This window comes from Christiangramia aestuarii, from assembly GCF_009735585.1.
Classification (GTDB): Bacteria; Bacteroidota; Bacteroidia; order Flavobacteriales; family Flavobacteriaceae; genus Christiangramia; species Christiangramia aestuarii.
On record NZ_VJVW01000002.1, the window covers coordinates 483,164 to 498,252 of the forward strand.

The following is a 15,089-nucleotide window of genomic DNA, read 5'->3' on the forward strand; positions in this document are numbered from 1 at the left end:
GTTATAATTTAGCTAAGCTACTTTCTGCTTCAGCTTCTTTACCGTCGGCGCCATGACCGTAAAGAAAATAACAGCAAGTACTACCCCAGTTGAATTGGCCAGAACATCCCACCAATCGGGCGTTCTGTAACTGGTTAGGGTTCCCTGCAAAACCTCAATTAACATACCAAATAAAAAACAAGCGAGAGCAACCCATAATAAATTGGATGTATATCGCTTAAAATCAGCCTTATGAAAAACAAAGAACAATTTCCACAAAAAGGCTAAAAACAAATATGCTCCGGCATGGAGCATTTTGTCTGTGGGATCAAATCCCGCCACGCTGACTTTAAAGTCCATTACTATCAAAGAGAAGTAGGTAATGGCACCGGTATAAAGCAGCGCAAAAAATAATGTTATTCTAGCTACCAACAACTTCCTTATATTCATCTGCAGATAAAAGATCGTCTACCTCTGAAGCATCGCTAAGCTTGATCTTTATCATCCATCCGTCACCGTAAGGATCTTCATTTACTTTTTCAGGCTCATCTTCCAGGCTGTCATTAAATTCAATGATCTCTCCAGAAAGTGGCATATAAAGGTCTGAAACTGTTTTCACCGCCTCAACGGTACCGAAAACCTCTTCTTTTTCAAGGGTCTCATCCAGAGTTTCAACCTCAACATATACGATATCCCCAAGCTCGCCCTGGGCAAAATCTGTAACTCCAATAATTGCGGTGTCGCCTTCAATCTTAACCCACTCGTGGTCTTTAGTGTACTTTAGTTCTTGTGGAATATTCATAATAATGGTTTATAAGACCGCAAAGTTAGTTTTTTAGACGAATTGTTCAAACAAGGGGTCGTTAATTTCCGAAATTATATATAAGCGTAAACCCAGACCTGATGGTTGTTTGCGGGAACGCGGTAGAAACTGCATATTCAGAGAAAGTATGATCGTAATAGAACCTGGCCGTTAAATTCCTGGTAAAGGCGTAATCTGCTTTGAAATTGATAGACCAGATATCCTGTCCTGAAATGGTTTGAGCATTCGCCAGGTCAAGGTATCTCACGATTGTGCGGTTCTTCCTGTAAGAAACATCGGCCCTGAAGTTTAGGTCACTGCTCAATATCCTCCTTCTTCCGCCAATTGCCGTGGCGATCTTAAGGTCCTTGATACGGTACCCTGCGCCTAAGGTATATTCATTCCCACTGTATTCGGTTAATAGGTTATTATCGAAACTAAAGGCCAGGGAACGATCTTTCGCCACCTCAGCCAGGATCTGTATACTTCCCTTGGTCTCGAAATCTACCCTCGCCAGCGGGGTGAACAGTTCGGTTAGAACCAGGTTAGAATAAAGGATAGGATTCTTAAAATCTCCCGCCTGGTTCAGTTCTTCCGGGTTCGCGGGATCGTAATCCAGGTTGGTCTGGAACTGGTTGAGCGTATAATCTGCACGGTAACCGTGTAGAATGGAGAACCTCCTGAACTTTTCCTTGAACCAGTCAAGGCGCATTAGCCCGGTATATTTCACGTTCCAGTTAGGAAGTGGAAAATCCCTGAATGCTCCAAGGCGCACATTTCCAACATCTTTACCCGAATAGGCCGCGATGAAAGCAGGAAGCAATACCGCCTGATTGGTTTTGCCGATTCCGCGAGGATAGCCCTCTTCATCCACATCATTAGGATCTAGGCCTCTTTCGGCCGCCACCCTCCTGGCCACCTCCAGCCTGTTACTTCTAAAGGTCTCAAAGGTTTCTGAACTGGCCTCGCTGGAGTTACTGAAAGCTGTTTTCAGCAGGATCGTGGAAATTCCAAAATTACCATAGGTGTAAGGCGTAAGCGACTGATATTCGAGGTCTACCGGATCTATCCGGTAATTTTCTGAATAGTTCTCAGAAAAGTTCTTTCTACCTGTAAGCTCGATGGTTAGATCTGGAAGAAAATCCAGCCCGGCCTGGTAATCCAATTGTTCGTTTTTCAGGGCAGAATACTGCTGGTTAAAATTCTGGAACAGGGTTAACCAGCCTCTTTCGGCAGCCATATTCCTTATGTCGCTCTGGGAACCAAAAGTGAATCCAGCGGTAGGCCTGAAAGTACCCATAAAACCAATACTTTCAGTATAACCTGGCAGGAAGATCCCGCGGCTATTGCGGTAGTTCACCTGTACGGTCTTGACCCCGGTCACTATATTCACAAAAGTATTATACCCTTTATTTCCTTTTGGCTCGGGTTCTGCCTTTTGCTCCTCCTCATTTTCTTTAGGTCCCAAAGTAGGCACGCCACGACTTCTTTCCTGTATGCTCTTACCGGCACTTTGAGGTTTCTTTTCTACCAGCCCAATATAATCATACAGGTCCTGCATATTAAGATTGGCATTTATCTGGTGGGTATTAGAGTTCTGAACCGAATTCCCGATATCTGGAATTCCTTCTAATTGCTGGAAGATCCTGGAACCTCGCTGCCACTGGAAATCACCGGTATAGGAATAGGTGGCTTTCAGGAACCTAAGCGCAGGTATCTTTTCCAACGGTAACTGGTAATTCACCTGCAGGGTCTGGAAATGCAGGTTTGGCTCTCCAACATTGAAGAAATCATCCCACAGGCCAATACTGTTATCGGCAAACCCCTCCTCGTCTATATAATTACGAATAATCCGGTTGTTGCTGGCATTAAAGGAGAAATTCAGGGAACGGGTAAGATTATAGTTCACCCCGTATTGCCAGTCGAACAAATAATTTCTTTGATAAAGTGTTGGTATACCTATATCATTTTCGGAAAGCTCCAGCGATCGGAACTTCTGCTCGTTATACTGCCTGAAAATGTTCGAACTCGCATTGATATTCGTTGGCAGGTAATTAAAATTGAAATCCCTCAGGATCGCAAAATAATCACTGCTATCCAGCACGGCGATATTTTTTAAGGGCTCCACAGATTTTTCACCGAAATTGTACTCATAGGTACCTCCAACCCTAACACTTTGATCCAGGCTCTCTTCGATCTCGAAATCACGGTGATCTACCTGGTTGTAAGAGGTTGAAAAAGCAAAATTCTCAATATCGTATGGCATAGGTTTTTTCTCACCCACCCGTTCTTTCCGCAAGCCAATCACATTTATGCTCTGTCGCTTGGTATAAGACTGGGATTGTTTTTCTACCCGGTCCCTTTCTTCGGCATCCTGGATATTCTCCAGCCTGGTGTCCAGTTCAACATCCAGGAATTCCTGGTCGTATTTCGGGGTAATAAGCTCTTCCCCCCTGCTGTAGTTCACGGGCACTTTTACCCCCCATTTCTGCGGAAGCAGCTGCCCCATGTTGACGTTGGTTACCACTTCATATTGCTGAAGGTCTTCCAGGCTACGCTGGTTAGGTCCCTGGTCCAGACTACCAAATCCTGTGGTACTTCTTCTTCCCGTGGCTGAAACATTCGCGAAATCTGCCAGGTTAGAGTCCATGCTCAGCACCCCGGCCCATCCGCCTTCATTTTTAAGATCGGAAAGCCTAAGCTCATTGAACCATACTTCCCCGCAAAGATCGGTCACCCCATCTATACGGGTACCGTTCTTTACCCCAAGCATCAGCAACCTGATATTTCCAAAACTTGGATTTCCCTTTACCCCGATTCTCTGCCTACCCATTTCGTATGGAGCTTCGGCATCTATTTGCTGTAATTCTTCCGTAAAAAAGTTAAGTTCTGTAGAGTTAAGTGTAGGATCTCCAAGTACGGCCGTCTTGATCTGCTGAAGCAGTTCCAGGTCGATATTCAGCCTGTTAACTTCTGGCCATATCTCCTCCGGGGTCGTAGCTCCGAACATGGTTGGCGAAAGCGGGATCTCGATCTGGTAATAGTTATCACTGAAGTCTATACCCATTCTAACAAAGGCCACCAACTGGCCATCCTTCAACGGCTGACGGTTCACAAATGACTCGGCATGTACGAACATTTCCAGGTTCTTATACTGTCGCATATCTATCTGGAAATTCTTATATACCGCACGGGCATCCTGCGGCTGGAGGTCACACACCCTTAATGAGAGGGACTGCTCGTTCTGCCTGATATTCGAATTATTTTCATAAAGTTCTTCCCGGGTCACTCCTGGTGGAAGCACATAAGGTATAGGCTGACGATTCTCATTTTCTTCAATATTAACCGCGTTCACCTCGAAAAGCGTGTTCGGGTTCTCAATCTGCCCTTCGTCTTCAAAAAGGCTTTGGTTATACCTCCTGTAATCCCCTCTAACCAGGTCCATGGTACCAAACCTTAAAATGGTAGGATCCTGAAAGTCTGAAAGGAACATCCTTACGAACCTTATCGACCTGAAATCGGCAATCCCACCAATAGCCTCGGTAGGTTCAAAGATCGGGATCTTGAACTGAATCCATCTTACCGGCAGCTCCTGACCGTTCCTGAGCGTGGTAGTAAGTTCCTTGACATCGGTGATATACCGGTTATTATCAATATTCATCCCCTGGAAGAACGGGATCTCATACTGGAAATAACTATTAATAGTGTTCATGGTATTGTCACGGTTCATATCCTCCGCAGTAGGCAAGGTAGAATTCCCGCGATTGGTATCGGTAACCTGTGTAGGGGAGTTCCCCTCGGTACCGTTATAATTGCGGTAACGCTGCACGATATCCCCGTCTGTATTCAGAAAGTACTGGTAATTATCTGCAGATGGATCTGGAAGCCCAGCAAAATTTGGGAATTTAACGGCCTCATCTCCGTCAAGCAATCCGTCGAAACCGGCATCCTGCAATGTCCTGGCCGCACCTTCCGAATCGAAGGCGTATACCAGTGAATTATCTGCAGGCACCGCACCAAAAGCAGTATTTATCACGTTGGCTTCTCCTTCACCCTCTGGCAAGCCATTCTCATATTGTTTTCTACCATCCTTCAATACATCTTCAGAAATATTCCCCAGGTTGAAGTTGATGGTTCCGGCAGAATTTCCGGAGTTTTCTGGATAGATATACGGGTCCATCACCCAGAACTGGATGTACTCTACGTTAGACTGTTCAAAATTGGTGGTATTGATAGATCGCATGATGCCACCGAAATTCCCCTGCGGATTAGGCAGGCTGTTGCCGCCATTGGCTGCAGGGTTATAATTATAAGGGCCTCGCTCTTCAGGGTTATAGACCACATCCATGGTATAAACCACCTGCGGCTGACCGGTTACTATATCTACATTAGGAAAGATCTCGTCTATGGCTACCCTTCTCGCCGCATAGGTTGAAATATCTGAATCTGTGATCCCCGCCGGGCGGTTATTGCTATAGAAAATAGGATCTATGGTATACCAGGACATTTTCGCCCTTTTATATCCTGCGGCCAGGTCACCGTTACCAAGCTCTCCACCATAACCAATCGGTACACTGGAAAGCTCCCAGCTAAGCGGGTTATTGATATCTATGGCGGTTTGGGCCGCCTCAAAATCGTCTATATAGGTAGTGGCCTTACCATCGAAATCATCTGATGCCGGGGTTCCCGGAAGTAAGTATGCGAATTCTCCCCTTACCGAAACATTAGATTTAACATCTGTATCTATGTTAGGCAGTTTGTTCACCAGCCTGGTAAGAAAAGGAACTTCTGTGCTGTAATTGAAATTCAGACCAAGAATGGTATTGTTTATCGGCTCATAGCCGTAATTCGCTTTTTGGGTGAGCGGTCTTTCCTTAAGGTTAAGAAAGGTACCACCAATCAGGAAATTCTCATTGAACTGGTGCTCTACATTGATACCTGTAAAACGTTTGGTCTGCTGGCCAAATAAAGCATTGTTCTCGGTATTCACCTGGATGGGAATATCTGAAGCCAGCAAAGCTTCATCCAGGATCTGCACCCGGCCCAGCTCATAGTTCACCACATAATCTACACCTTCCTGCAGGATCCTTCCACCGGCAGTCACGGTCACGGAGCCTGGCGGAAGGTTAAACCCGATAGGGATACCTTCAACCTCAGCAGATTTATATCGCCCCTTTAACTGGAACTTGTTCTTATCTGCTTCTTCCTGTTCTGCCTGTATCTTGGTGGTGCGATAAAGCGCCCTGAACACGTACCTCTCCTGGTTCTCGTTCCAGGTTTCGGGAATATTATAATCTTCTGGCCCGCTATTGGGCGTATTGTCAAGTTTATCGAATAAGTGACTACCAAATGGCTCTACCGTGGTAAAGATGATATTCCCGTTCTGCGGATCTATGGTTATCTGCGGGACATAATCAAAAAACCCATCCCCGCCATTAATGGGGTCCCCGTTATTATTCAGTTTATCAACGCTGAAAACACGCAAAAGGGGAGTTTCGGTAACATCATCAGGAAAAGTGGTACCCTCGACAGGCCTGATATAGTTTAAAGGCTGTGGATCTGTATAAAGAATGTTCATTCTGAAATCATCCCTTTCCAGCTGGTAGGCACCCAGGCTGTAAATATTCTTCATCATCAGGTCCCAGATAGGCTCATTTACGTTGATGATGGTACTTTTCAGCATTTTCACCACCAGGTTCTGGCTGGCGCGCGGGTTTGTACCCGTATCTGGTATCTCACCGGAAACATCATTATTGGCATTTACCCCGTCATTGGCAAACTCCCCCACCTGGTATACTTCTCCGTTGATGGTATACTGAAAAGCAACCCCAAGCACCTCATCGTTGGCCAGGCGCTGGTTCAGGGAAATATATCCCAGCTGGGTATTCACGGTATATTCTGAAGGCCTTAACTGTCGTGCATTTTCCAGAATCCCGTAATCGATACCTTCAGAAACCGGGATCCCTCCAAAGCCCTGCTCTACGGTAGCGATATCGCGAATGGCAGGAGTAAGAACCGATTGCCCGTTGCCGGTAATTCCGAAGGGGTTAAAATCGTTCACCGTGTTATCGGGGAAAGCACCGGCAGGCTGGTTGAAAAAACCTCCCGGAGGGTTGTCCAGACCTATATTCCCGGGAACGTTCGTTTCCCCCAAATCCTGAATCGCCACGATATTTCTGGTATCCTGGATATTCTGAATATTGTTGGTACGGTTGGTCACCCAAACCTGTATCCTTTTAATCTGGATATTAGTATTGATGAAAGGATAATTTTCCAGGGCCTCGTCGTAGGTATCCCGGAAATAATGCGCAAGGAAGAAGTGCCTGTCCTGGTCATAATCCAGGGCGAACTTTTCAAAATCCTCCACGGTAGCACCTCCCTCAACATTCACAGTCCTTCTTTCAGATTTCTGCTCAGAAAAGACACCGGTGATTCGGGTTTTACCAAACTGAAGCTCGGTCTTAAAACCAAAAAGGGCCTGCGCCCCCTGGATTAGGGCATTGTTCAGAGGCATATTGATGTTACCAATCTCGATCTTCTGAACAATATCATCTTCGTTTGGAGTATATTCAAGTTTTAACTGGTTCTGGAAGTCGAAGGTGGACTCGGTATCGTAATTGGCGGTTATCTGCAGTCTTTCACCCACCTGCCCTAACAGACTCAGGCTGATCCTCTGGTCAAAATCGAAGGAAAGGTTCCGCCGGTTCCTGGGAGAAAAAGCCGGGTTATCCTGCTTGGTATAAAGCAAACCGAGGTCCAGCTCTACAGATCCCTGAGGCACTACATTAATCTCTGTGCCTCCAAAGATGGTCTCAAAGAAATTACTGTTCACATAGAAATCTGGAAGCAGGTCTTTCTGAATCTCTTCTGAACCTTCCTTTCTCCCGGAAAGCGCATCATTTTTCAGTTTAAAATAATCACGCATCTCCTCGGCGAGGACCAGCTCTTCGAATTCCTCCGGGGTAAGCACTAAAGGCAGACCAAGATTGAGATCGCCCAGATTTTCTTTATAGAAATAACGATCCAGGACAGGATCGTATTCGTATTTGGAAACAATACTTTCAGGATCGGGAAGGCTGATCTCCCCCATCGAATAGCCAGTAGCCGTGGTATCCTGCGGCGTCTCCTGAGCCGCTGAATCCACTGAAAACACCAGTATGAACAGGATGCATAGGTATACCGGTACAGACAATTTAGAGTAATTGTTCCTCAAAGTAACTTAAAGCTTTTTAAGAGCAAGTTTAATAATAGATTCTACGGTGGATTCAGGATCTTCCTTCAGGATCTTATCTACAACTTTCCCGGCCTGTCGCCTGCTATAACCTAAAGTCTCTAAAGCAGATAACGCTTCTTCCTTGTTAGTATTGTTCTGAGAGACAAAAACTTCATCGTCTCCAAGCACTTTCAGCACTTTATCTTTCAGGTCCAGGATCACTCTCTGCGCGGTCTTAGCTCCTATTCCCTTCACGCTTTGTACCGTAGGCACATCTCCCGTGGCTATTGCTTCGCTCACCTCTTTTGGTTGAAGAGAGGAAAGCATAGTCCTGGCCGTGCTTGTTCCTACTCCCGAAACAGAAATTAGCAGTTTGAAGATCTCCCTTTCAGATTTTTCCATAAAACCATAAAGCGTATGAGAATCTTCCTTTACCTGAAGGTAAGTATACAGACTAATAGCTTCAGAATCTGGGATTAGCGAAAAAGTGTGCAGCGAAATATTTACGGTGTATCCAATTCCGTTGCATTCTATTACAACGTAGGTTGGATTTTTTTCAATTAATTGGCCCTTTAAGTGATGGATCATGAAAAAAACTTGTGTTCAGTCTCAAATGTAGTAAAATAAACTAAAGGCAGAAATCGTGTTTCTGCCTTGCATCTAAAACCTGATATGTTATTATTTTTTGAGTCTCTTCTCTTTTTCCTGTGCATCTACCACGGCAACGGCGGCCATATTCACCATCTCCTCCACACTCGCTCCCAGCTGCAGTATATGTACAGGTTTTTTCATTCCCATCATGATTGGCCCTATGGAATCTACATCGTTCAACTCCTTGATAAGCTTATAGGTACTGTTCGCCGAGTCCAGGTCTGGGTAAATTAACGTATTTACCTTCTTACCTGCCAGTTTTGAAAACGGGAACTTATTCTGAAGCATTTCACGGTTGAGGGCAAAATCTGCCTGCAGCTCTCCGTCCACACTAAGCTCAGGATGAAACCTATGCAGATAGGAAACCGCTTCTTTTACTTTTTTCGCTCTCGGGTCTTTTGAAGATCCAAAGTTCGCATAAGAGACCATAGCCATTACCGGCTCCATACCGAATAATTGCACCACCCTTGCGGTCATCTGGGCGATCTTGGCCAGGTCTTTCGCCGGCGGATCTATATTTATGGAAGTATCACTTATAAAAAGTGGTCCTCTTGAGGTATTCATTACATTGGTGGCAGCCACCCTGGTAACTCCCTTAGCCATCCCAATTACTTCCAGCATTGGCTTTACCACCGTAGGGTACGCCCTGGAATAACCAGAAAGCAAAGCATCGGCATCACCCTCGTTCACCATCATGGCTGCGAAATAATTGCGTTCGCGCATCAGCTTTTCGGCGTCGTATTTAGTAACCCCGTTCCTGTGCCTGGTTTCCCAGTATTTATGAGCATAGTTATTACGGTGATCCTCTTCTTCATCAGATTTTGAATCGATGATCAATACATCATCCTCCTCAAAATCTATCTCCAGCATCAGTTCCTTGATCACTTCCCTTCTTCCTAAAAGAATCGGGAAACCGATTCCTTCGTCCCTAACGATCTGGGCAGCCTTTAACACATCCAGGTGATCTGCTTCAGCAAAAACGATTCGCTTGGGATTGGTCTTTGCGCGGTTAATGAGCATTCGGGTAATCTTATTCTCATTACCCATTCTCTCCAGTAATTCTTCTTCGTATTTATCCCAGTCCTGAATATCCTGACGGGCAACACCACTTTCCATAGCAGCTTTGGCCACGGCTGGCGGAACCTTAGCGATTAGCCTTGGATCGAATGGTTTCGGGATGATATAGTCCGGACCAAAATTAAGTCGGGTTTCCCCGTAAGCGATATTTACCTGTTCCGGCACTGCTTCCTTGGCAAGTTCAGCAAGGGCCTTTACCGCCGCCTTTTTCATTTCCTCATTGATCTTGGTCGCCCTAACATCAAGTGCGCCCCTAAAGATGAACGGAAATCCCAGCACGTTGTTCACCTGGTTAGGATGGTCACTACGGCCGGTTGCCATGATAATATCCTTTCGGGTCTTCATGGCCAGTTCGTAATCTATTTCTGGATTCGGATTCGCCATTGCAAAGACAATGGGCCTCTTAGCCATGCTTTTCAGCATTTCGGGAGACACTATATCTGCGATAGAAAGACCCACGAACACATCGGCATTCTTCATGGCCTCTTCCAGGGTATCTATCTTCCTGGCAGTCGCGAATTCCTCTTTCTCGCCGGAAAGGTTCTCGCGATCCTTACGGATCACTCCTTTACTGTCCAGCATCACGATATTCTCTGCCTTGGCACCAAATGCCTTATATAATTTTGTACAGGAAACGGCTGCCGCCCCTGCACCACTTATCACGATCTTTACTTTTTCGATCTTCTTTTTGGCCAGCTCCAGCGCATTCAACAATGCTGCTGCCGAAATGATGGCTGTACCATGCTGGTCATCGTGCATCACCGGAATATCCAGTTCTGCCTTTAAGCGCTGTTCGATCTCAAAAGCCTCGGGAGCCTTGATATCTTCCAGGTTGATCCCTCCAAAGGTTGGAGCAATATTCTTTACGGTCTCAATGAACTTATCAACATCCTTGGTATCTACTTCGATATCAAAAACATCTATATCGGCGAAGATCTTGAACAAAAGGCCTTTCCCTTCCATTACCGGCTTGGAGGCTTCGGGACCAATATCTCCTAAGCCCAGCACCGCGGTTCCGTTAGAAATTACGGCTACAAGATTTCCTTTGGTAGTATATTTATATGCGTTCTCCTTATCCTTTTCAATTTCGAGACAGGGTTCGGCCACACCTGGCGAATAAGCGAGAGATAAATCTCTTTGGGTCGCGTATTTTTTGGTAGGTACAATCTGAATTTTTCCCGGCTTTGGTTTCGCGTGGTAAACCAGTGCCTCTCTTCTCTTCCTGGAAGTGTTACTCATAATTCAATTTTTTGGCTGAAAGCAAAGGTAGTAAGGCTAAGGTTAAATAGAAATCTATTCTTTCAGAAAACTAATATTTCTTTTCAAACCCTCGTACTTCGTCCTTTTCACGGCCGATTTCCTGAATATCTCGTTGAAGGTTTCCCGGGTGATCTCTTCCCAATCCTTTTTATCATTTTCCAGCAGGTTTGGAAGCGGATTGAAAAGAGGTTCGTTATGAGGTTTTGAAAAGCGGTTCCAGGGACATACATCCTGACAAACATCACATCCAAACATCCAGTCATCAAATTTATCTTTATATGAAGAAGGTAATTCATCCTTTAACTCGATCGTAAAATAGGAAATACATTTACTGCCATCAACCTTATATGGTTCTACGATGGCATTAGTAGGACAGGCATCAATACAGGCAGTACAACTTCCACAGTGATCTGTTACCGGGGTATCATATTCCAGGTCCAGATCAACGATAAGTTCAGCTATAAAATAAAAGGAGCCGGTTTGTTTTGATAACAAATTGGAATGCTTTCCTATCCAACCCAATCCGCTTTTAGCTGCCCAAGCTTTATCCAGAACAGGAGCTGAATCTACGAAAGCCCGCCCATGGAAATCTCCAATTTCATCCTGAAGGGTCGAAAGCATCTCCTTCAATTTATCTTTTATCACAAAGTGATAATCACGCCCATAAGCATATTTACTGATCTTATAAGAATCTTCATTCTGAAATTCATGGGGATAATAATTAAAAAGAAGGGAGATCACACTTTTGGAGCCGGGCACCAGCCTGGTTGGATCGAGTCGTTTATCGAAATAGTTTTCCATATAACGCATCTCCCCATGCATATTATTAGTCAGCCAGTTTTCCAGCCTGGGAGCTTCCTGCTCTAGAAACTCCGCTTTCGAGATTCCGCAGGAAAGAAAACCAAGGCGCTTGGCTTCAGCTTTAATTAAATCTGTATACTGCCGTGTTTTTTCCACGACTCAAATCTAAGATTTTTTAAATGGAATCTATTCTTGATTAATCGGAGCCAAATGCTCATGCACAATTTTCCACCCTTGGTCTGTTTTTACAAATAATAGTGTTCCCTGCATTTGCATATTATAATCTTCCTTATCTCTCGAAAATTTAAAATCGGAATGGAAAGTCACATTCGCCACATCACCCCCAAAAACATTAATTTGAAGGTCATCCCAATTCCATTTCTCAACTTCGGTGATGGTACCGAGAAAATTTCTTTCAAAATCTTCATTTTCCTTTGACCCCTGTCTCATTCCTCCCACTTCAAATTCTGTGAATTTAGGTCCGTATGCGTGCATTGCTATGAGGTTATCTGTTTCATTGTTCCGAATGTAGTTCTCAATATCGTCTAAGGCCTGCTTCACTTCCTTTTTAGCTTCAGGATATTCCTTAAAGGCTTCTGATTGATTGTTGTTTTGCCCCAGACCGATACCTACCTGGAAAAAACAAAACATGATAACTCCTACTATCGTTTTCATAATGTATGATTTAATGGTTATACATTATAATAGCGATTATTGCTCATTTTTATAATAGAGGAAATCCCTTGAATTTATTTAGGTAATGCTATAACCACTTTAATTTCACATAACAAGCTCTAGTTATGGGAATCAAGATTTAGCATCAGTACTGAACCGGAAACCAAATTGGATGCAAGTCGTTTATTGAATTAGTTTTTGTCTAAAGGGGAAATTAATTCAGACTTACTGGTCTATACATCCAAGATCTTCCATTGATTGAGGATCGGCATTCGGAAAACAATTTCCGCTAGGTAAGCTTTCCGGAACAAACCTGGATAAACGATCATCATAAAGCGAATTTTCAATAAAATAGGTAAGCTTATCTATTTCAGAATCGGTTAGATCAAGAGGCTCAAATAAAGGTGAAAGATTATCGACAGGAACCGCAGCATTCTCTGGAACTGCTTTATTCTTATATTCTATAATTTCACGCAAAGTTCTGAAGCTTCCTCCATGACCATAAAACTGCACATCTTTTAAATTATATAATTGCGGAGTCTTAAATTTAAAATCGTCTTCCGGATCAAGAGTAAATCCTCCTCTACCCTTTTTGGTAATTTCATCTATTGGCTTATGAACATTCGCCCCCTGGAGATCTTTCATCCCCAGCGCATGAAATCCCATTCCATTCATCCCTGGTCCTGAATGGCAGGTATAGCATTTACCTTTAGTATAGAAAAGCAGGGCTCCTTCTTTTTCTACCGTACTCATGGCGTTCTTATTCCCTTTCAGCCATTTTTGAAAAGGAGCTTCATTGGGCAATAAAGTTCTTTCGTAAGCAGCAATAGCCAAACCCGCGGTAATCTTAGTATATCTTTTATCCTGAGGAATCTCAGGAAAAGCTTTATCAAACAGCTTCTTGTAGGTCTTATTAAATACCAGATCTGATTCTATCACCTGTCGGTGCACAGTTAATGCCGCTATAGCCTGGGTTTCCACACCTGAGAAACCGAGATGATTATTCTCTTTAGGAGTGCCTGATGTCCATGATCCTTCTGTTCCCTGATTTATACCCAAAGCACCAAACTGACCATTCCAAAGCATTACTTCCTGAAAAGCCACATTTAAGGCACTAGGTGTTTTAATAGGTTGCACATCCAGCAATTCCTCAGGATAATCACTACTGGCATGCCTAGACTCGCCTTTTATTCCAAATCCTACCCCGCCTTCTCCTATACCCTGAATAATTCCGCTTTGAAAACCAGCTTTGAAATGGTGACAACTTGCACAGGAATAGGTTTCTTTTCCAATTTCCATTTCCGGAGCAAGTCCGAAACCTGTTTCATGAAATAGCAACTGACCTAATAAGACTTTATCCTTGGTTAAAGGATTTCCTGGATCTGCCGGTATATTTTCAAGATCTGAAGAAGAAGGAAGAAGCAGTTGTTTCCTGGCTCCATGTAGTTCCTTAATCCTAAGCTCCAGAATTTCATCAGGAAGATCTGTATAATAAGACTCTTCCCCCAGGGAGCAGCTGAATAAAATTAGTAATATGACTAAACCCAAACTGTATTTTAAGGATCTTGGTTTCATGATTTAAAAATGGAATGGTTGAAGTGAAGGAAATCATCTTATTATATGATTAGTAATCCCCGAATTCTCCCTTCAAAAATTCGGGGATCACTTTCATCTACCTTTAGAAACTGGAGGATGAATAAAGCTCATTAAGATTTGAAAAAAGCGACTCTGCTTACTTCAGTTATCTTAAGTGCGTATTAAAATGGTTAAGCTGAATTTGAGCGGTGTGTTTATTAGAATCCCTGAACTCCCCTTCAGTAATCCAGGGATTTAATAATTACATCTCTACTGGAGCAAATATTGCCGCTTCAATTTCGCCACATTCTCCAATTTCATCTGGAATCTCGCTAAATGGAGGAAATGCGAATGGAGCATCACAACCTCCTACATACGTGCTTATCTGCTCGCTAACCTCTCCAGGAATGGCGGGGCCATGGCTTCTTACTACAAGATGCACTTCGGCACCAAAAGAATTCCCTTCCTGCAATCCTCCGGCTGGGGGTAAACCCAGAAGCTCATTCACAGATCCGGAATCGTCTCCTTCATTAATATGGCCACCAAAGTAACCTTTGCCGCTTTTACCTACTACATGTCCTCCCGCAGCCATTATGGAAACCTCCACGTCTGGATTCGCAACATCTGGATCGAGACAGGCTCCCGGGGTAGCACAATTCTCAGGTTTATTCCAGATCACCCACCACATGGTATAAGCATAACCAGGGGTCAGTCCGTCTGACTTATAGCTAAAGGATAATCCATTTTGATTTCTCAGTAAAGTTGCTTCACCAACCACTTCTCCAAGGATTGGATTAAAAACATCTGAGGTAGTTTTCACTGTATTGGATTTTCCCTTACCAATAATCAATTCTTCTGAATGAATATTAATTCCTTCTATATCTGAATCCACATAAGATGAATCCTTTTCACAGGAAGTAAATATAAATGCCAGTATTGCCAATAGTTTGATTAGATTTTTCATCGTTCTTCATTTTTAATTAATAATTCAGTTATTAACACCTACTTCATGAAGGAATAGCAAAACATAAATTTCGATGGTATGCGATCTAAGGC

At 43.8% G+C, this 15,089-nt stretch carries 9 protein-coding genes; all 9 read right to left on the reverse strand.

Going from position 1 to position 15,089, the window contains the following annotated elements; translation table 11 throughout:
* Nucleotides 1-12 precede the first annotated feature (12 nt).
* On the reverse strand, nt 13-414 hold the full coding sequence (locus tag FLP08_RS06170; protein ID WP_238388454.1) for a VanZ family protein: 402 nt from the start codon (nt 412-414) through the stop codon (nt 13-15).
* The gene (gene gcvH / locus FLP08_RS06175; protein ID WP_156275078.1) at nt 401-781 is read right to left on the reverse strand and encodes a glycine cleavage system protein GcvH; all 381 of its coding nucleotides are present in this window, start codon (nt 779-781) and stop codon (nt 401-403) included. Before gcvH ends, FLP08_RS06170 begins: the two co-directional genes overlap by 14 nt.
* A gap of 61 nt (nt 782-842) precedes the next feature.
* Nucleotides 843-7,949, reverse strand: a complete 7,107-nt coding sequence (gene sov / locus FLP08_RS06180) for a T9SS outer membrane translocon Sov/SprA (protein ID WP_500681171.1) — start codon at nt 7,947-7,949, stop codon at nt 843-845.
* A gap of 51 nt (nt 7,950-8,000) precedes the next feature.
* Complete coding sequence (ruvA, locus tag FLP08_RS06185) at nt 8,001-8,582, reverse strand: Holliday junction branch migration protein RuvA (protein ID WP_156275082.1); 582 nt, start codon at nt 8,580-8,582, stop codon at nt 8,001-8,003.
* Between the two features lie 90 nt (nt 8,583-8,672).
* Complete coding sequence (locus FLP08_RS06190; RefSeq protein ID WP_156275083.1) at nt 8,673-10,961, reverse strand: NADP-dependent malic enzyme; 2,289 nt, start codon at nt 10,959-10,961, stop codon at nt 8,673-8,675.
* A gap of 54 nt (nt 10,962-11,015) precedes the next feature.
* Nucleotides 11,016-11,939, reverse strand: a complete 924-nt coding sequence (queG, locus tag FLP08_RS06195; protein WP_162430952.1) for a tRNA epoxyqueuosine(34) reductase QueG — start codon at nt 11,937-11,939, stop codon at nt 11,016-11,018.
* Between the two features lie 30 nt (nt 11,940-11,969).
* On the reverse strand, nt 11,970-12,458 hold the full coding sequence (locus tag FLP08_RS06200; RefSeq protein ID WP_156275084.1) for an AtzH-like domain-containing protein: 489 nt from the start codon (nt 12,456-12,458) through the stop codon (nt 11,970-11,972).
* A gap of 225 nt (nt 12,459-12,683) precedes the next feature.
* The gene (locus tag FLP08_RS06205; protein WP_156275086.1) at nt 12,684-14,033 is read right to left on the reverse strand and encodes a cytochrome-c peroxidase; all 1,350 of its coding nucleotides are present in this window, start codon (nt 14,031-14,033) and stop codon (nt 12,684-12,686) included.
* 262 nt (nt 14,034-14,295) lie between these two features.
* Entirely contained in the window at nt 14,296-14,997 is a 702-nt protein-coding gene (locus FLP08_RS06210) for a hypothetical protein (protein ID WP_156275088.1), read from the reverse strand.
* Nucleotides 14,998-15,089: the final 92 nt, after the last annotated feature.